17 protein-coding genes are annotated in these 17,864 nt (G+C 33.5%); 7 read left to right on the top strand and 10 right to left on the bottom strand.

The genetic code is table 11. The annotated features are described in order from the left end of the window. Positions 1-10 precede the first annotated feature (10 nt). From B0I10_RS02055 to B0I10_RS02045, 3 genes are read left to right on the top strand one after another with little or no spacing between them, the layout of a single operon-like run. Complete coding sequence (locus tag B0I10_RS02055; protein ID WP_112084839.1) at positions 11-1,543, top strand: peptide MFS transporter; 1,533 nt, start codon at positions 11-13, stop codon at positions 1,541-1,543. 42 nt (positions 1,544-1,585) lie between these two features. Continuing rightward, positions 1,586-2,044: a thioredoxin family protein gene (locus tag B0I10_RS02050; protein WP_112084838.1), complete on the top strand. Its 459-nt coding sequence runs from the start codon at positions 1,586-1,588 to the stop codon at positions 2,042-2,044. Between the two features lie 3 nt (positions 2,045-2,047). Beyond that, positions 2,048-2,506, top strand: coding sequence for a thioredoxin family protein (locus B0I10_RS02045; RefSeq protein ID WP_112084837.1), 459 nt, complete (start codon positions 2,048-2,050; stop codon positions 2,504-2,506). 3 nt (positions 2,507-2,509) lie between these two features. On the opposite strand, the gene B0I10_RS02040 is transcribed toward B0I10_RS02045, so the two are convergent. Genes B0I10_RS02040 through surE form a run of 5 tightly spaced genes read right to left on the bottom strand, consistent with a single transcriptional unit; the run spans position 2,510 to position 7,436 of the window. Then, positions 2,510-4,540, bottom strand: a complete 2,031-nt coding sequence (locus tag B0I10_RS02040) for a ComEC/Rec2 family competence protein (protein ID WP_112084836.1) — start codon at positions 4,538-4,540, stop codon at positions 2,510-2,512. Between the two features lie 47 nt (positions 4,541-4,587). Then, positions 4,588-5,232 (bottom strand): C40 family peptidase, encoded by a 645-nt coding sequence (locus tag B0I10_RS15770; RefSeq protein ID WP_245942933.1) that lies wholly within the window; start codon positions 5,230-5,232, stop codon positions 4,588-4,590. 41 nt (positions 5,233-5,273) lie between these two features. Further along, positions 5,274-6,386, bottom strand: a complete 1,113-nt coding sequence (gene lpxB, locus B0I10_RS02030) for a lipid-A-disaccharide synthase (RefSeq protein WP_112084835.1) — start codon at positions 6,384-6,386, stop codon at positions 5,274-5,276. Between the two features lies 1 nt (position 6,387). Continuing rightward, positions 6,388-6,660: a hypothetical protein gene (locus tag B0I10_RS02025; RefSeq protein ID WP_112084834.1), complete on the bottom strand. Its 273-nt coding sequence runs from the start codon at positions 6,658-6,660 to the stop codon at positions 6,388-6,390. Then, positions 6,660-7,436: a 5'/3'-nucleotidase SurE gene (gene surE, locus B0I10_RS02020; RefSeq protein WP_112084833.1), complete on the bottom strand. Its 777-nt coding sequence runs from the start codon at positions 7,434-7,436 to the stop codon at positions 6,660-6,662. Before surE ends, B0I10_RS02025 begins: the two co-directional genes overlap by 1 nt. A 217-nt stretch (positions 7,437-7,653) precedes the next feature. Between surE and B0I10_RS02015 the strand changes: the two genes are divergently transcribed. Next, positions 7,654-9,894: a carboxy terminal-processing peptidase gene (locus B0I10_RS02015; RefSeq protein ID WP_112084832.1), complete on the top strand. Its 2,241-nt coding sequence runs from the start codon at positions 7,654-7,656 to the stop codon at positions 9,892-9,894. A gap of 42 nt (positions 9,895-9,936) precedes the next feature. After that, positions 9,937-11,043, top strand: a complete 1,107-nt coding sequence (locus B0I10_RS02010; protein ID WP_112084831.1) for an ABC transporter permease — start codon at positions 9,937-9,939, stop codon at positions 11,041-11,043. A 29-nt stretch (positions 11,044-11,072) separates the two neighbouring features. Here the strand turns inward: B0I10_RS02010 and B0I10_RS02005 are convergent, their stop codons facing one another. Beyond that, positions 11,073-11,639, bottom strand: a complete 567-nt coding sequence (locus tag B0I10_RS02005) for a hypothetical protein (protein WP_146740295.1) — start codon at positions 11,637-11,639, stop codon at positions 11,073-11,075. Positions 11,640-11,794: 155 nt separating this feature from the next. Here B0I10_RS02005 and B0I10_RS02000 point away from each other — a divergent pair, with 155 nt between their 5' ends. Together B0I10_RS02000 and B0I10_RS01995 are read left to right on the top strand one after the other, a co-directional pair. Beyond that, positions 11,795-12,568 carry a DNA/RNA non-specific endonuclease gene (locus B0I10_RS02000; RefSeq protein WP_394336150.1) on the top strand — a complete coding sequence of 258 codons (774 nt, stop codon included), beginning with the start codon at positions 11,795-11,797 and terminating at the stop codon, positions 12,566-12,568. A gap of 6 nt (positions 12,569-12,574) precedes the next feature. After that, entirely contained in the window at positions 12,575-13,411 is an 837-nt protein-coding gene (locus B0I10_RS01995; protein ID WP_112084828.1) for an endonuclease/exonuclease/phosphatase family protein, read from the top strand. 1 nt (position 13,412) lies between these two features. On the opposite strand, the gene rodA is transcribed toward B0I10_RS01995, so the two are convergent. Genes rodA through mreC form a run of 4 tightly spaced genes read right to left on the bottom strand, consistent with a single transcriptional unit; the run spans position 13,413 to position 17,839 of the window. Beyond that, on the bottom strand, positions 13,413-14,666 hold the full coding sequence (gene rodA / locus B0I10_RS01990; RefSeq protein WP_112084827.1) for a rod shape-determining protein RodA: 1,254 nt from the start codon (positions 14,664-14,666) through the stop codon (positions 13,413-13,415). Further along, positions 14,666-16,519, bottom strand: coding sequence for a penicillin-binding protein 2 (gene mrdA, locus B0I10_RS01985; protein WP_112084826.1), 1,854 nt, complete (start codon positions 16,517-16,519; stop codon positions 14,666-14,668). Before mrdA ends, rodA begins: the two co-directional genes overlap by 1 nt. Next, positions 16,516-17,022: a rod shape-determining protein MreD gene (locus tag B0I10_RS01980; RefSeq protein ID WP_112084825.1), complete on the bottom strand. Its 507-nt coding sequence runs from the start codon at positions 17,020-17,022 to the stop codon at positions 16,516-16,518. Before B0I10_RS01980 ends, mrdA begins: the two co-directional genes overlap by 4 nt. Further along, positions 17,015-17,839 (bottom strand): rod shape-determining protein MreC, encoded by an 825-nt coding sequence (mreC, locus tag B0I10_RS01975; protein WP_112084824.1) that lies wholly within the window; start codon positions 17,837-17,839, stop codon positions 17,015-17,017. The genes B0I10_RS01980 and mreC overlap by 8 nt, the downstream gene beginning before the upstream one ends. Positions 17,840-17,864 lie beyond the last annotated feature (25 nt).

Genomic DNA, 17,864 nt, shown 5'->3' with positions numbered 1-17,864 from the left:
CAACTTTTTTATGAATACATCTTCTAACGACTTCTTCAAAGACCAAGTTCTCGGACATCCTGCCGGACTGTTTGTTCTCTTTTTTACCGAAATGTGGGAACGTTTTTCCTATTATGGAATGCGAGCCATTTTGGTTATTTTCTTAATCTCAACCTTCGATAAAGGCGGTTGGGAATGGACTACCGAAAGAGCCATGGGATTATACGGGACTTACACGATGGGCGTTTATTTAACGCCGGTTCTTGGAGGTTTGTTGGCAGATAAATTATTAGGTTATCGCTGGGCTGTTATCATTGGAGCTTTTATTATGACTTTAGGTCACGCCGCGATGGCACTTGAAACCGAATTGTTTTTATATATTGGTTTGGGATGTTTAATCATCGGAAATGGTCTTTTTAAGCCAAATATGACATCGATGATTAGTCATTTATACAAAGATCACCCTGAAAAGAAAGACGGTGCTTATTCCATTTTTTATATGGGAGTTAATGCCGGTGCTTTCTTAGGAATTATGCTGTGTGGTTACATTGGTGAAAAAGTTTCCTGGAGTTTAGGTTTCGGATTAGCCGGAATTTTTATGTTCTTCGGAATGTTGCAATTCTATTTTACACAAAATATTTTTGGTCAAGTTGGACTTTCTCCAACTAATAAAAGTCTGATCAAAACAGATGAAGTGGATCATACTCCATCAAATATTATTAGAGATAGAATGATTGTGGTTTTCATTTTTTCAATTTTTACTGTTTTCTTTTGGGCTGCCTTTGAACAAGCGGGTGGTTCGATGACAATTTTTGCTGAAAAATATACACAACGAATTTTAGAAGGAAATGCCGGTTTTTCATTTAAAATTATTGATGCTGTTTTAACGATTCTACCGCTAGGAATTATCACGTATGTGTTAGCTAAATTGTTTTCTAAAACGTTCGCAAAATATTCTCTTGGAAATATTATTCTTTCATTGAGTTTTATCATTATTTGGGGAATTGTAATTTGGAAAGTAAATAGAGAATTTACTGCCACGGAAACAGAAGTTCCGGCAACATGGTTCGGAATTCTCAATTCATTATTTATTATTATTTTTGCTCCTATGTTCTCAAAACTATGGGAGAGTAAATACAATTTACCCGGAGCAATTAAGTTCGGTTTAGGATTAATTCTGCTTGGTTTAGGATTCGGGTTTTTAGCTTTTGGAGCCCAATCCATCGTTTCTGGTGAAGATTTTGTTCGCGTTAGTATGGTTTGGTTGGTATTAGCTTATTTATTCCACACGCTAGGAGAACTTTGTTTGTCACCCGTTGGATTGTCGTATGTAAGTAAATTGGTTCCTGCAAAATGGATAGGAGTGATGTTCGGAATTTACTATCTTTTCATCGCAATGGGTAACAAATTGGCTGGATCAATGGGAGGAATGATTGAAAAAATAGCCAATGAATATTCATTAAGCACTTTTTTCCTTATTTTTACAATCGTGCCAATTGGAATGGGAATTTTAATTTCAGCTTTAAATCCAATTATCAAAAAATTAATGCACGGTGTTCGATAATTTTCGGCATCATTTTTGAAAAAACATATAAAAATTTTAATTATGAAAAAGATAATCTTGCTTTTTGCTTTTATAACAGTCTCTTTTGCTCAAGCACAAGAAATTAAATGGGTCACTTTTGATGAAGCGATGGCTTTGCAAAAGAAAAATCCGCAACCAATCTTTATGGATGTTTATACCGATTGGTGTGGACCATGCAAAATGTTGGATAAAAATACCTTTCAAACCAAAGAATTTGCAGACTATATTAATGCCAATTATTATGCTGTAAAATTTAATGGAGAAGGAAACAATGAAGTAAATTATAAAGGAAAAAAATATGCCAATCCGGGTTATGATGCCAACCGGAAAGGTAGAAACAGCATGCACGAATTCACCGGATTCCTTAAAGTTGAAGGTTATCCCTCGATGTATGTTTTAGATAAAAAAGGTGAAATTGCCAAAGTAATTGTAGGTTATTATCAAGCTGAGCAATTATTGGCAGAATTAAAAGCGATTTAAAAAATGAAGAAAGTTTTTTTTCTATTTGTCTTTTTTTGGAATTTTCAAACGGTTTCTGCTCAAGAATTAACGTGGCATACCGACGTAAATAAAGCCATTGAAATATCCGCTCGAACTCAAAAACCAATGCTTTTGTTTTTCACCGGAAGCGATTGGTGTGGCTGGTGTATCAAACTACAAAAAGAAGTTTTTTTTAAACCGGAATTCAAAGAATGGGCCAAAAATGTGGTGTTGGTTGAATTAGATTTTCCTCGAAAAACAAAATTAGAACCTAATTTGGCTCAACAAAATGCGCAGATGCAGCAAATTTTTCAAGTTTCAGGGTATCCAACGATTTGGCTTGTGAATCCTCAAAAAAATGGAGAACAAATCAATCTTCAACAACTCGGAAAAACAGGCTATGTAGCTGGTGGTCCAGTCAAATGGATTGAAGTGGCCAATCAGTTTATTGCAAAAAAATAGGGATTAGTCTAAACTAATTCGATAATATCCCTTTTCACTGGTCGAGTGAAAAGGGATATTTTTTTCCTGGCAGGTTTTCTGCCAATCTTCAATTAGATTTTTATAATTACTACCGTCAGCAATAATGATTTCAGGCTTTAAATCGGTGAGTAATCGCTCAAAATTAATTTTAGGCGATTGTGTTAGTAAAATTATTTCGGGTTGAACCGGAAGTTGATAAATACCTTTTTCATCAATAACTAAAATTTTCCTTTTGTTAATGTAGTATACATTTTGAAGTGTTGAAATACGATCAATTGCTCCAAAATTACTTTGAATATAATTTTTAATCACATAGTTAGAATTTATTAGCGAATCATTGCTATGCAAAACAATAGTATTATTTTTTTTACTAGCCAAAATGGTTTTTTTAGGGTATTGAAAAATGATAAATTCATTCTGGCTTTTATGAAATTCCATCGAGCTAATGATAGAAATTTGAAAAATAAAAAACGTAATCAGGGCCATAATGATTCGGTTGGATGTTGGTTTTTTTACGAAAATAATTACACTCACAATTGCTAAAAGTGAAGCCAAAAGGATGTAATAATTAAACGGAATATCTTTGATAATAAATTGCTCAAAAGAAGAAACAATTTTAACATAATCATTCATAAAACCAATGAATTCAGAAAGCAATTTTGTAAGGAAAGATAAATAAATCCCTATTGTATATAGAATAATGGTTGCTATTCCAGTCACTAAAATTAACGTCAATAAAGGAATGATAACTAAATTGGTCACAAAAAATAAACCCGGAAATTGATGAAAATAGTAAATACTCAACGGTAGAACGCCAAGTTGAGCGGCAAATGAAACCGTGATAATATCGTAAAAATAACCAATAATTTTATTCTTAGGAATCCATAATTTACTCAGTAATGGTTGAATGGTTACAATAGAGAAAACCGCACAATAACTCAATTGAAAACCGACATCAAAAATAAAATTGGGTTTAAAAAGCAGCAAAATCAAGATGGATGAACCTAACGTGTTGTAAATATTTGTTTCCCGATTCATATACATGCCAATACTCACAAAGGAGAACATCGTAACAGCACGAACAACTGACGCAGACAAGCCGGAAAGCAAAGCAAATGACCAAAGAATGAGTAGTAGAAGAAGTGGAGTGATAATTCGTCCATAACGAATACGATCTAAAGGTTTTAGTAATGCTTTGAAAAAATAAAGCAAAATCCCGATATGCAAACCCGAAATTGCCAAAATATGAATAGCTCCAGATTTGGAATAATTGTCTAGTGTTTCTTGTTCAATATTTTGCCGTTGACCTAAAAACAAGGCTTTAATGATGTTAATTCTATCAGTTGGAAGTGCTTCATTTTCAAAAAAAGAAACGACTTTATTTCTCGTTTTTTCCAGAAAAAAAGCAAGATTTTCCTCTTTTGCAATTACTTTATAATTTTTATTTTCTAAATACAATTGATGAAAGACGTTCTTCTTTTCTAAATAAGCGGCATAATCAAATTGATTCGGATTATGTGGTCTTATGATGGGTTTTAGCATTGCATGAGCCAAAATAACATCGCCTATTTCAAATTCTTTTTCGGCATCTTTTTTATTCAAAATGAGTAGAAGTTTACCTTTTGTTTCTTTTTGATTCACCGATTCCACTGTCATGAAATATTTATAGGAATAGGGATTGGGTTTTAGTTTGCCTGAAATAATGCCTTTTACCAAGCTCTTTTCGGAAGAATTATAATCAGAATTTGAATAATGAGAAGCTTGATTTTTTGGAGAATGTAAAGCGTAAAGTGCTATTCCGATTGTAAAAGCTACTAGATAGGACGAAACGCCAAAACCGAGTCGAAGCTTCAAATTTTTTCTCAGCAAAAAATACAAAATCAGAAACGGAACCAATGCTCCTAGTAAAATAACAAAGGATAAATACAAATCCGGTTTGATTTCGTTGGAAACTAAAATCCCCAAAACCAAACAGATAGTCATTAAAATTGTAGGGAATTTTATCACTTTCATAGTGACGAAAGTAATAAAAAAATCAATTAGGAAGAAAAAAATTACAATTAAAAGTGTTCGTCAGATAAAACCCGATTAGCTTGAGCAAAAGTTCTTTGGTAGTAAGCTTCTTTAGTAGAAGAAATAATAACGCCACGTTGCACAGAAGAATGAATGAATAAAATTTCATCGTCACGCACTTCAGTAACTAATCCAACATGATTTATCACGCCACGATTACTGGTTTTAAAAAAGATTAAATCGCCTTTTTTTACGTCTTTTAATTTTAATTTTTGACCTACTTTAGACATGTCATTAGAACTTCTGGGAAGTGAAACGTCAAAGGTTTTAAAAACAGTGCTAACCAAACCGGAGCAATCCATTCCGCCAGTGGTTGTTCCTCCACCACGATAGCGAACACCTTCGTATTGCATGGCGGAACTGATAAGTTGTTTTACAAAATAGGAGGTGTTATCATCATCCGGGACATAATCATCATCAGCTGATTCTGTAATTCTTGATTTTTTTGTTTTTTCGGTGAATTTTTTATCCGTTGTAGATGTAGTATTTTTTGCTACTGTTTGAGATGTTTTTGGAGTAGAATAAATTCCTTTTTTCTGAGCTTCGTTTTTTGATGTAACAATGCCGGACGGGGTAGATTTACATCCCACTAAAAAGAATAACAAAAATGATATTATGACTACGTTTTTCAAAAAAATGATTTTTACAAAGTTAAAAAATAGAATCTTTAAAATCAAGAAATATCTCTTACAATTAACTTGGCTACTTTTTCACTCGCACCTTCGCCACCTAATTTTTTTTCTAAAAGATGGTATTTTTCAATTAATTTTTGGCGGTTTTTTTCATCCAAAATTTTAGTTAATTCAGTTTTAATTCTGGTTGAATTACATTCACTTTGAATTAACTCGGTTACTACTTCTTCATCCATAATTAAATTCACAAGCGAAATATATTTCAACGTAATAATCCGTCTGGCAATTTGATACGAAATCCAATTTCCTTTATAACAAACCACTTCAGGCACTTTAAACAGAGCAGTTTCCAAAGTTGCTGTTCCTGATGTGACCAAAGCTGCATGAGCCACACTCAGTAAATCATACGTTTTATTCGAAATAAAATGAACGGCTTTGTTCGTCAAAAATTGCTTATAAAACTCAAATTCCTGACCTGGTGCTCCGGCAATCACAAATTGATAACCAGGAAAATCATTCACAATTCCCAACATTTCGTTCAAAAGCTTACTAATTTCCTGTTTTCTGCTTCCGGGTAAAAGAGCAATAATGGGTCGTTCGTCTAAATTATGTTCTTTTCTAAAGGTTGATTCATCCACTTTTGTTCGGTTATGAATCGCGTCGATCAACGGATGGCCCACAAATTCAACCGGAAAATGATGTTTATTTTCATAAAAATCTTTTTCAAACGGAAGAATCACATACAATTTGTCAAAATCACGTTTGATGTTCTTGATACGATTTTCTTTCCAAGCCCAAATTTGCGGAGAAATATAATAATGAGTCGGAATTTTTTTCTTTTTTGCAAATTCAGCAATTCGCATATTAAAACCAGGGTAATCAATAAAAATAATTACATCGGGATTAAACTGCTCAATGTCTTTTTTACAAAAAGTAATGTTGTTTAAAATCGTTTTTAGGTTGAAAATTACTTCTGCAAAACCCATAAAAGCGAGTTCTTTGTAATGTTTTACTAAAGTTCCGCCGGCTTTTTGCATCAAATCGCCTCCCCAAAACCGAATATCAGCCTGAGCATCTTCTTGATGAAGAGCTTTTATTAAATTCGACCCATGTAAATCCCCCGAAGCTTCGCCGGCTAAAATATAGTACTTCATTTTAAACAAATATAGTGACTATGGTGAGGGCAATTGTTGCTAAAACAACGCCTCTTGCCATTAATTCTTTGTTGAATTTTAATAAAACAAAAAACAAAATAACGTTGATCACGGCTCCTAAAGCAATTAATTTCCCTAAAGAATTTTGTGTTTTTAGAGCAATCACTCCATCAGCAAATTCAAAATCAGTAGCTAATGAAATGAAAAGAAAAACACCAATAAAAGCACCAATAATTCCTAAAATGAATCCGATGAGTAAATCTGTTTTTTGCATTATAAATTGAATTGATATGTATTTAATTTTTGAATCGCGTGATGGGCAGTTAAATCAAATTGAACGGGTACGATTGAAATATACCCATTGGCAAGAGCCCATTCGTCAGTGTCTTCGCCTTTATCTTGATTGATGAATTCGCCGGTGAGCCAGTAATAATCTTTTCCTTGTGGTGTTTTGCGTTTATCAAATTCTTCCTTCCAAAAAGCTTTGGCTTGGCGGCAAACTTTCATACCTTTTAATTCTTTTTCTTTTAATTTTGGAAAGTTAACGTTTAAAATTACACCTTCGGGCAAACCGTTTTCCAATACTTGTGAAGCAATGGTTTTAATGGAGTTTTTGATCGGCTCAAAATCGGCATTCCAATCATAATCTAATAAGGAAAAGCCTATGGCGGGAATTCCTTCGATACCGGCTTCCACAGCGGCACTCATTGTTCCCGAATAAATCACATTGATAGAAGAATTTGAACCGTGATTCACGCCTGAAACACATAAATCCGGCTTTTGTTTCAAAATTTCATTCACAGCCAATTTTACACAATCAACCGGAGTGCCGGAACAACTGTATTCTTCTTTTACTTTGGAATCAAAATTTACTTTATTGATAAAAAGCGTGTTGTTGATTGTGATGGCGTGACCCATGGCACTTTGCGGACTGTCCGGAGCTACCACAACCACATTGCCTAATTGTTTCATAACATCAATTAAGGCTCTGATGCCAGGAGCAGAAATTCCGTCGTCGTTGGTTACTAAAATGAGCGGTTTTTTATTCATTATGAATGATTAATTTTGAATTAAGCCTGTGTTTAAACCACAAATTTAGCTTTATCATATCCTAAAGAAAACAAAATTAACTCTTTTTAAGATTTTGAAGCGTAACAAATTTCATAACTTTGTTTGGTTAAGTGATTTTTTTGAAATTAATTTACTAAAAAAAATGAAACTACAACAGAAGTGGCATAATTTTTATGACTACGTATAAAGAAAGATAATGAAAACCATATTGCTATTTATGAAAAGAAACCTCAAATTGGTGTTATTGACAGTTGTTTTGTCGGTTGCATTGCTGGCATTTAATGCCATAGATTCAAAGAAGAGTGTAAGTTCTGATCCTGAAAAAGATAAACTTTTAATCGAGCTGCTAACTTTTGTGATTGAACGCGGACACTATGACCCGGTCGCTATTGATGATAATTTATCTAAAGGGATTTATAAAGATTATGTTGAAGCCTTAGATCCATCGAAACGATTTTTTTTACAGTCTGACATTGATGAGTTTTCAAAATATGAGTTATTAATAGATGACCAAATTAAGAAAAAAGACTTGTCATTTTTTGATTTGACTTATAACACCTACCTGAATAGAATGCAAGAAAGTCAGAAATATTACAAAGATATCTTAGACAAACCCTTTGATTATAGTGTTGATGAAACCATCGATACTGATTACGAAAAATTGCCTTATGCCAAAAATAAGGCTGAGCTAAAAGAACGATGGAGAAAACAAATTAAATTGTCTACTTTATCATCATTGACTGATAGAATCAAGTTGCAAGAAGATGAGAAGAATGGTGTGGTTGATGGCGAAATTAGCGATGAAACGGTAAAAGAAAAATTAAAAGAAGGTAAAGAAAACAAGAAAGACGAAAAACCTAAAACATTAGTAGAGCTGGAGAAAGAAACTAGAGAAAGTTCTTTAAAATCGTTGGATGATTACTTTACTTTTATCAAAGAATTGGATAGAAATGATTGGTTTGGGGTTTATGTAAATGCTATTGCTTCCCGATTTGATCCACACACTAATTATATGGCTCCTGACGATAAAGAGCGTTTTGACGTGAGTATAAGCGGAAAATTTGAAGGGATTGGTGCTCGTTTACAAAAGAAAAACGATTTAACCGAAATCACCGAATTAATATCAGGTGGGCCAGCTTGGAGGGGTAAAGAATTAGAACAAGGTGATATCATTTTAAAGGTAGCTCAAGGTAATGAAGAGCCTCTTGATATTGTTGGAATGCGATTGGATAACGTTGTAAAAAAAATCAAAGGACCAAAAGGCACCGAAGTGAGATTGACCGTTAAAAAAGTGGACGGAACAATGAAGGTAATCTCTTTAATTCGTGATACGGTTGAAACCGAAGAAACCTATGCCAAATCAAGTGTGGTGGAGCGAAATGGAATGAAATATGGTATTATTTATTTACCTAAATTTTACATTGATTTTGAAAACCAAGACAGCCGTGACTCAGGTAAAGACGTAGCCATCGAGGTGGAACGTTTAAAGGCACAAGGTGTAAATGGAATCATCATGGACGTTCGCGACAATGGTGGAGGTTCTCTAAAAACAGCTGTTGACATTACGGGTTTGTTTATTGAACAAGGACCTGTGGTGCAAATCAAATCGACCGGAACAAAAAAAGAAGTGCTATACGATAGAGATCCAAAAATTCAATGGGATGGTCCTTTGGTTGTTATGGTGAATAACTTCTCCGCCTCGGCGTCAGAGATTTTAGCCGCCGCAATTCAAGATTATAAAAGAGGAGTCGTTTTAGGAAGCAAACAGACCTACGGAAAAGGAACGGTTCAAAATGTAATCGATTTAAACCAGTTTGTTCGTGGAAATACTGTTGGCGATTTAGGTGCTCTGAAAACAACTACTCAAAAATTTTACAGAATTAATGGTGGTTCAACCCAATTAGAAGGGGTAACAAGCGACGTTGAAATGCCGGATCGTTATTCTTATATTGATATTGGTGAAAGAGATTTGGATAATGCCATGCCTTGGACAAAAATTGATCCAGCTCCATTTACCATTTGGGATAAACAAACCAATTTTGACCGTGCCGTTGAAAATAGTAAAACAAGAATGAATCAAAATGAGCATTTTCAACTGATTGAAAAAAGTGCTAGATGGACAAAAGAACGCAGAGATGCCTCCGTATATAGTTTGAAACTAGAGACTTTTACAGCCGAACAAAATAGTTTAGAAGAAAAGAGTAAACAATTTAAACCTATTTCAGATTATAAAAATGATTTAGTTTTTAGACCAATTCCTCAGGATTTTGAATTGATGAACAAAGACGAATCATTTAAAGAAAAAAGAGAGCGTTGGTTTGAGAGTCTTTCTAAAGATATTTATGTAGAAGAAGCTCTAAATGTGTTAGATGATTTGCAAACTAAGCCAGTTGTAAAAGGGAAAGTAGATTTAAAGAAAAAAATAGTAAAATCATAAACGGCAAATTGTATATTTGAACAATAGTTGAAAAATAAACTAATGTCCAAAAGTAATCAGTCGTTAACTAGCATAGCACTTCAAAAATTCCAAAAGAATTTTTGGGGTGTTTTTAGTTTTGGTTATATCGCTTTAATGGTATTATTGGCACTATTTGCTTATTTTTTAGCACCCGATAATTCTGAAAATGCCAATCAAATGCATTTGTCCATTCATTCAAAGTCACCAGGATTTTCAGTTCAAATGCTATCCATTCCAGCCGAAAAAATTGCGGCTAAAACGGTGAAAGGGTACTTTTTCGGGCATCCGAATCAAGTGACCGAAATTCCAATTTTAGAATATACTATTATAGGGAATTCAATACAATATATTGAGTATACCGAAGATGTTGATTTAAAGCAAGTCAAACAAATTCATTTAGATAAATTCATCGGTTATGCTTCTATTCAACAAGTTGAAAAAGAACTAATTACTAACAAAAAATTCCTCTTCGGAACCGATAAATACGGTCGAGATTTGTTGAGTAGAATGTTGGTTGGCTCACGCGTTTCAATAGCAATTGGATTTGTAGCTGTTTTAATTTCTGTTATTGTTGGATTGTTTTTTGGTGCTCTTGGCGGATATTATGGCGGAAAAATCGACGCCATGGTCATGTGGTTAGTAAATGTAATTTGGTCCATTCCCACACTTTTATTGGTTATTGCTATCACACTTGCTCTCGGAAAAGGGTTCTGGCAAGTTTTTGTAGCCGTTGGGTTAACCATGTGGGTGGAAGTTGCTCGTGTGGTTCGTGGGCAAATTATCAGTGTTAAAGAAATGCAATATGTAACAGCCGCAAGAGCATTAGGTTTTTCAGATATTCGAATTATTTTGAATCATATTATTCCAAATATCATGGCTCCTGTGATCGTGATTTCGGCGGCTAATTTTGCTTCTGCTATTTTGATTGAAAGTGGACTTAGCTTTTTAGGACTAGGAGCACAGCCGCCCATCCCGAGTTGGGGAGGAATGATTAAAGATCATTACAGCTATATCATTTTAGGAAAACCTTACCTGGCATTAGTTCCCGGAACAGCAATTATGCTTATCACGTTAGCTTTTATGATGACGGGCAATGCCTTGCGTGATGCCTTGGACGTAAAGCAATAAAAAACCACGCTTTCACGTGGTTTGATTTTTTAGTTTCTAACTTTTCCTAATTTTTTTTGAGCACTTTCAATATCAGCTTCCAATTCTTTAATCCTAATTTGTTGTTTGCTGATTTTGATGTTTTCTTTTTCAACTTCAATCTCAGTTAATTTTCCTTTGCGCTTCTTTTTCTCAAAACGCTCCATGTTTTTTTGTAACGACTTTTTTTCTCTTGCTACTCTGTCATTAGCTCTGGTAACACCTTTTTCTGCAGATGCAACTCTACTTTGTTGTCTTTCAAACTGTTTTACTTCTTTTTCGTGTTTTCGTTGATCTCTAGCTAATTGTTTTGCTTGTTTATCTGCTTTATTTTTCGCTTTTTCAGCTTCTTTAACTGCTTTTTCTTGTTCTCTCAAAGCTTTTTGTTCCGCTTTAGCAGCAGCGTCTTTTTCTTTTATTGCCTTTTCTTGGTCGATTTTAATTTCTTCTAATTTTTTTGTTTCTTCAATAATAGTGTCGGTTTTTACTACAGTGTCGAGTACTGTTGTTTTTGTCTCTTGTGCTTGGCTCATAAATGAGATTAGCAAAACCATAAGGATACTAACTTTAAATTTCATAATGGTGTATAATTAAAATTAAACAATTTGTTGTACCAAAAAAGAATTTGTTTTTTAATACATTTACAAAGTTAGCAATAATCGTTCCCATTTGTTAAATATAGGTGTTTTTATATGAGTAAATTATTCTTTCTATCTTTCATAATGGTTGTTTTTTGTTTTTTTCTTCATGTAAAGAGCATCATGTTTTTAATGAAGTTGATATAGATAATCAAATTGTTGGTGATGAATACGCTCAAATAAATTGGAATGAATTTGATTTTTATCCAACATCAACAGCTGGACAAGTGGTAAATCACACGTTTTATACACTTTCCTATGTTGAAGAACATGAACAAGCTGAGTGGGTTGCTTATGAAATAAAACCAGGGATATCATCTAATTCAGATTTAAAACGCCCCTATTTTATTGAAGATCCTAAAGTTAAAACACGCTCTGCTGATTGGAGAAATTATAAAAATTCAGGATTTGATAAAGGGCATTTGTGCCCCGCAGGCGATATGAAATTTTCTAGAAAAGCATACAATGAAACATTTTACACTTCTAATGTTGCTCCGCAAAGAGCAGATTTTAATGCAGGGGTTTGGAATCGCTTAGAACAAAAAGTGCGGTATTGGGCAGATAAATATGACGGATTGTTTGTAATCACTGGTGGAGTTTTAGAACCAAATCTCCAGAAAATCGGAGAGGAAGAAGTTTCTGTACCGGATTATTTTTATAAAGTTCTTCTTGATGTTTCCAATGATAAACCACGAATGATTGCTTTTTTAGTTCCGCATAAAAATAGCGATAAACCACTCTATGAGTTTGTAATTTCTGTGGATGAACTAGAAAAGAGAACAGGATTAGATTTTTTTCATCAGCTGCCCGATGAGCTAGAAAATAGGATTGAAAAAAGTGCCGATTATAAGTCGTGGAGTTTTAATTAATGAATTATGAAAAAGATAATTTTAGTTGTATTGATGATGGTGTCAAATTATTTTTTTGGTCAAGATTTAAAAGTAATGACCTATAACATTCGCTTAGATTTAGCTAGAGATGGCGAAAATAGTTGGTCAAATAGAAAAGAAAACATCTCCAATTTAATCAATTTTTACGAACCGGATATTTTTGGAATCCAAGAGGGCTTGCCTCATCAAGTTCAGTTTTTAGACTCTATACTTTTGGGTTATAAAGTGGTTGGAGAGGGAAGAGATGGAGGAAAAAATGGGGAACATAGTTCCATTTTCTACAAAAGCAGTAAGTTTGAATTAATTGAGTGCGATACGTTTTGGTTATCTGAAACACCGGATGAAGTTTCAAAAGGCTGGGATGCAGCATTGAACAGAATATGCACTTATGGGATTTTTAAAGACAATGAAACAAAGCAACTATTTTGTGTTTTTAATACGCATTTTGACCACGTTGGTGAAGTTGCACGAAATAAAAGTGCTCAATTGATTCATCAGAAAGTCTCACAATTAAACACAAAAGATTATCCTGTAATGATCATGGGTGATTTTAATTTAGAACCTCAATCTGAACCTATTTTATTCTTATCTAATCAATACAATCATGTAAAAAGTGATGCAAAATTGATTTATAATTCAGGCGGAACTTTTAATGGTTTTGAATTTCATAAACCTATTCTTAAAGAAAAAGAAATTGATCATATTTTTGTTTCAAAAAAATCATTTGAAATTAAAAAATATGCAGTTTTAACCGATAGTTATTCGTGTAAATACCCATCAGACCATTTTCCGGTATTGGTTGAGCTTAAATTTTTGAAGTAACCTACCATTCGTTTACTTTATTGGCATCTAATTTTAAAAAGATGAACAATAAAATTGTAAACGACCACAAACTTGATCCTCCGTAAGAAAAGAAAGGCAATGGAACTCCTATGGTGGGAAAAAGTTTGATAAGCATGGTTATATTCACAAAGAAATGGGTAAATAATATCGTTGCAACACAATAACCGTAAACCCTACTAAATTTTGTTTTTTGCTGTTCGGCTAAATAGATAATTCTGAACAAAAGTGTAACAAAAAGCAAAATTACTATGGCAGAACCTACAAAACCCCATTCTTCGCCTACAGTTGTAAAAATATAATCGGTGTGTTGTTCAGGTACAAAACCGCCTTTTGTTTGTGTTCCTTCCATAAAACCTTTTCCTATTAATCCACCGGAACCAATGGCGATCATCGATTGATTTAGGTTGTATCCTTCATTTTTTAAATCTACGTTGTCGCTAAATAATACATTAATACGGTCTTTTTGATGCGGTTCTAACACATTGTCAAACACAAAACCTACCGAAAGCACAAAGGAAGTTGCAGCGACAAAAACGATTAAATACGCCAATGGATTTCTGTCAACTCTTCTAGCTCTTAAGTAATGAAAAATCATAATCACCACAATCCCAATTAATAGATACATGGGTTGAATGAGTAAAGCTGTAAAAAAAAGTACTACAGCTATAAATCCTGTCCAGAGATACCATTCGGGTAAACCTTCTCGGTTTAACACTAATATCAATGATAAGAAAATCATGGCACTTCCGGCATCCGGTTGCATTAATATCAGCAAAACCGGTAATCCAATAATGGCAAATGCGATTAATTGGTGATTCAAATTTTTTAGAAAAACCTGCGAGTCACTTAAATATTTAGCCAAAAGAAGAGCAACAGCTGTTTTTGCAATTTCGGATGGTTGGAAACTAAACGGGCCAAAACCATACCAGTTTGTTTGACCTTTTACGGTTTTTCCGAATACAAACAATCCCAGGAGCAACACAATCCCAACAATATAAAAGACAAATGAAAACTTTTCATAGACTTTAGCATCAATGGTTAATACCACTATGATTAAGGGAATACTAAGAATGATAAAAAGGAGCTGCTTACCATAGTAATCACTGAAATCAAATTCGGTAAATTCAACGGGAATTGAGGTTGAAAAAATATTTATCCATCCCATTACTACTAAAATAAAGTATAATAAAACGGTTATCCAATCTAAATTACTGGTTACACTTTGATTCTTCATTACTGATTAATTCTAAAGGGTTGACCACTTAATACTTTGGCATATTCACTTTCTAAACTTGAATTGAGGATTTTTTTCTCTAAATCAGTTCTTGATATTTTTCCTTTTAAATATTTTTCAATCATTAAACTGGCAATTGGTCCTGCAATTCGAGCACCCCAATAACCATTTTCAACAAATACAGCAATTGCAATTTTAGGGTTGTCTTTAGGGGCAAATGCCACAAAAATAGAGTGGTCGGTTAATTGTACGCGTTGTCCATTTATTTTGGTAAAATTCTCTGCCGTTCCTGTTTTTCCACAAATTTCAATTCCTTCTACTTGCAAACGAGAGGCTGTTCCTTTGTTGTAAACGTCAAATAAACCCTGAATTACAGGCGGAAAATACTGTTTGTCAATTGTAGTTTGATGCTTGGTGGTGAATTTTTTATCAATAGTATGATCTTTGATTTTCTTGATTACGTGAGGAGTAAAGTAAAAACCTTGATTTGCAACGGCACACATCACATTACACAATTGAATAGGCGTCATCAACACTTCTCCTTGCCCTATGGAATTCGATATAATTGTGGTGCTTTTCCATCCTCCTGCAGAATAATATTTATCGTATAATTTTGAAGTGGGAACATTTCCTTTTCGTCCGGGAGGTAAATCATAACCCATAAAATTTCCTAAACCGAAACTTTTTAAATGATTACTCCAAGCATCCACACCATAAGCAGGTTTTGGATATTTTTCAATAATTTTTTTATACGTATTGGCAAAGTAGGTGTTGCATGAACTATAAATTCCGGCATTCAAACTAAATCCACCGGAGTCGTGGCATTTCATAAATCGGTTTCCGTAGCTAAATCCTCGTCTACAGAAAAACGTAGTTTGTTCATCAATTACTTCTTCTTGCAAACCAATTAAAGCAGTCAAAATTTTAAACGGTGACCCTGGAGGATATTCGGCTAACAAACCTCTATCATACAAGGGTTTTGCAATACTGTCGTTGTATAAAGCGGTGTAATTTCTAGAGCGTTGTCTTCCAACCAAAAGAGCAGGGTCGTAGGTTGGTGCCGAAATCAATGCTAAAATTTCACCTGTACTTGGTTCAATGGCAACAATACCGCCACGTTTATTTTGCATAAGTTCTTCGCCGTATTTTTGAATATCAATATCCAATGTAAGCGTGATGTCATCTCCTTGTTTAGAAATTGTGTCAAAAATTCCTTCTTTATACGGACCAATATCTCGGTTAAATTTATCTCTTTGAATATATTTTACACCTTTTTTCCCTCTTAGAAATTCTTCATATTGTTCCTCAACTCCTTGTTTTCCAATTAAATCACCACTTTTGTAGTATGGATTTTTTTCAATCATTGCCGGATTTACTTGTGTAATAAATCCAAAAACATTAGCACCAGCTTTCACTTGATAATCTCTCAATGAACGTTTTTGGATATAAAAACCTTCGAATTTTCTGATTTTTTCCTGAAAAGCAGCAAATTCTTTTTTATTTAATTGTGGTAAGAAAACAGAGGGCAATCTCGGACTATATACAATTGCTTTGTTGATTTTTTTATCAAATTCTTCTTTTGTAATATCGACTAATTCGCAAAATTTTAAAGTGTCCAAATTTTTAATCTCTCTCGGAACAACCATAATGTCATAGGATGGCTGATTAGCGACCAAAAGTTTTCCTTTTCTGTCATAAATATAGCCGCGTTCGGGATATTCATAAACAATTTTAATGGCGTTGTTTTCCGATTTTAATTTGTATTCGTCGTCAATTATCTGCAAATAGAATAACCTCACCAAAATGGCAACGGTTACAAAAATAATCAAGGATGGTAAAATAGCTTTTCTCAATTTTTAGTAGGCTTAAACATGTAGATGAGTAAAATACAAAGTATTAGTGTAAAGATAGTACTCAAAATGGTTCTAAGCAAAATATCCCAGAAAAAACTGAATCGGAATATTTCCAGTAAAAAAAAGATAATGTGGTGTGTTAAAACTGAAATTAACAGAAATGAAAACCGTTCCGGAGTAAGTCTTTCGTTGATTTTTACGGTTTGATATTCATAACTCAAACCAAACGAAAATTTAAAAAAGGAAGGTCTTAAATAAGCTAATGTTAAACAAGATGCTGCATGAACACCACCGGAGTTGTTAAACATATCCATTGTAATTCCTAATAAAAAACTAGCTAGTAAAAGGCCATTTTTATTACTGTTAACCGGATAAAGTAAGATGAAAAGTATGTACGGGTAAGGATTAACATAACCCAAAAAATTAATTTTACTGAAAATAGCTACCTGAGCTAGAATTAGCAAAACAAAGCGAATACTATTGATAATGACCGTACTATTCATTTAAGTTTTGATTTTCTAATTCTAAAATTTGTTTACGATCTTTGTTTTCAATGATATAAACATGACCTAAACTTGTCATATCGTTGAACAATTTTACATCAATGGTAAAATAATTTGTTTTATCATCAGTATATATTTTTTGAATCGTTCCGATATTCACATTTTCAGGAAAAATAATCGATTGAGCTCCGGTAACGATAGTATCTCCTTTTTTTACCGATGCTAGTCTTGGCACATCAATTAACTGAACATAGCCTGTATTTTTACCATTCCAAGTTAAGGTTCCAAAATGACTGGTTTTTTTAATCTTGGCATTGATTTGTGATTTTACATTCAAAATACTAATTACGGTAGCATAATCAGCTGATGTGTTTTCCACAATTCCAATAATACCTTTACTGTTTACAACGCCCATGTCTGGTTTAACGCCTTTAACAGTTCCAGCATTGATGGTTAGGAAATTTTCATGAACATTATACGAGTTGTTAATGATTTTTGACTGAATCACTTTATAGTTTCCAAAACTGCTCAGTAATTCTTTGTCTATTATTTTGGTAGTATCTTTTCTGTTGTAAAGTAAGCTTTTTAAACGAGCATTTTCATTGGCTAAACCTTCGTTTTCAGTTTTTAAATTCAAATATTCGTTCACCGAATTGATGCGTTCATAAACCCCTCCGGTCACAAAATTAGCCGAATTAATTACTTTACTTCGATGATACGAATGCGATTGAATAGTGAGCGATAACGAAATGACTAAAAGCAACAAAAACAGTAGCCTTGTACTGTTTTTAATGATAAAAATAAATATCTGCTGCATGTTTCAGTGATTCAGATTGGTAATT

The sequence above is a fragment of the Flavobacterium lacus genome (genome assembly GCF_003268815.1).
Taxonomy (GTDB): Bacteria; Bacteroidota; Bacteroidia; order Flavobacteriales; family Flavobacteriaceae; genus Flavobacterium; species Flavobacterium lacus.
The sequence above is the reverse complement of the archived record's forward strand: the minus strand, read 5'-3'. Positions and strand labels throughout refer to the sequence as shown.

Bases quoted from the DNA above. Each gene is read 5' to 3' on its own strand.
- B0I10_RS02055 (WP_112084839.1), top strand. From the start codon at position 11: ATGAATACATCTTCTAACGACTTCTTCAAAGACCAAGTTCTCGGACAT.
- B0I10_RS02050 (WP_112084838.1), top strand. From the start codon at position 1,586: ATGAAAAAGATAATCTTGCTTTTTGCTTTTATAACAGTCTCTTTTGCT.
- B0I10_RS02045 (WP_112084837.1), top strand. From the start codon at position 2,048: ATGAAGAAAGTTTTTTTTCTATTTGTCTTTTTTTGGAATTTTCAAACG.
- B0I10_RS02040 (WP_112084836.1), bottom strand. From the start codon at position 4,540: ATGAAAGTGATAAAATTCCCTACAATTTTAATGACTATCTGTTTGGTT.
- lpxB (WP_112084835.1), bottom strand. From the start codon at position 6,386: ATGAAGTACTATATTTTAGCCGGCGAAGCTTCGGGGGATTTACATGGG.
- B0I10_RS02025 (WP_112084834.1), bottom strand. From the start codon at position 6,660: ATGCAAAAAACAGATTTACTCATCGGATTCATTTTAGGAATTATTGGT.
- surE (WP_112084833.1), bottom strand. From the start codon at position 7,436: ATGAATAAAAAACCGCTCATTTTAGTAACCAACGACGACGGAATTTCT.
- B0I10_RS02015 (WP_112084832.1), top strand. From the start codon at position 7,654: ATGAAAACCATATTGCTATTTATGAAAAGAAACCTCAAATTGGTGTTA.
- B0I10_RS02010 (WP_112084831.1), top strand. From the start codon at position 9,937: ATGTCCAAAAGTAATCAGTCGTTAACTAGCATAGCACTTCAAAAATTC.
- B0I10_RS02005 (WP_146740295.1), bottom strand. From the start codon at position 11,639: ATGAAATTTAAAGTTAGTATCCTTATGGTTTTGCTAATCTCATTTATG.
- B0I10_RS01995 (WP_112084828.1), top strand. From the start codon at position 12,575: ATGAAAAAGATAATTTTAGTTGTATTGATGATGGTGTCAAATTATTTT.
- rodA (WP_112084827.1), bottom strand. From the start codon at position 14,666: ATGAAGAATCAAAGTGTAACCAGTAATTTAGATTGGATAACCGTTTTA.
- B0I10_RS01980 (WP_112084825.1), bottom strand. From the start codon at position 17,022: ATGAATAGTACGGTCATTATCAATAGTATTCGCTTTGTTTTGCTAATT.
- mreC (WP_112084824.1), bottom strand. From the start codon at position 17,839: ATGCAGCAGATATTTATTTTTATCATTAAAAACAGTACAAGGCTACTG.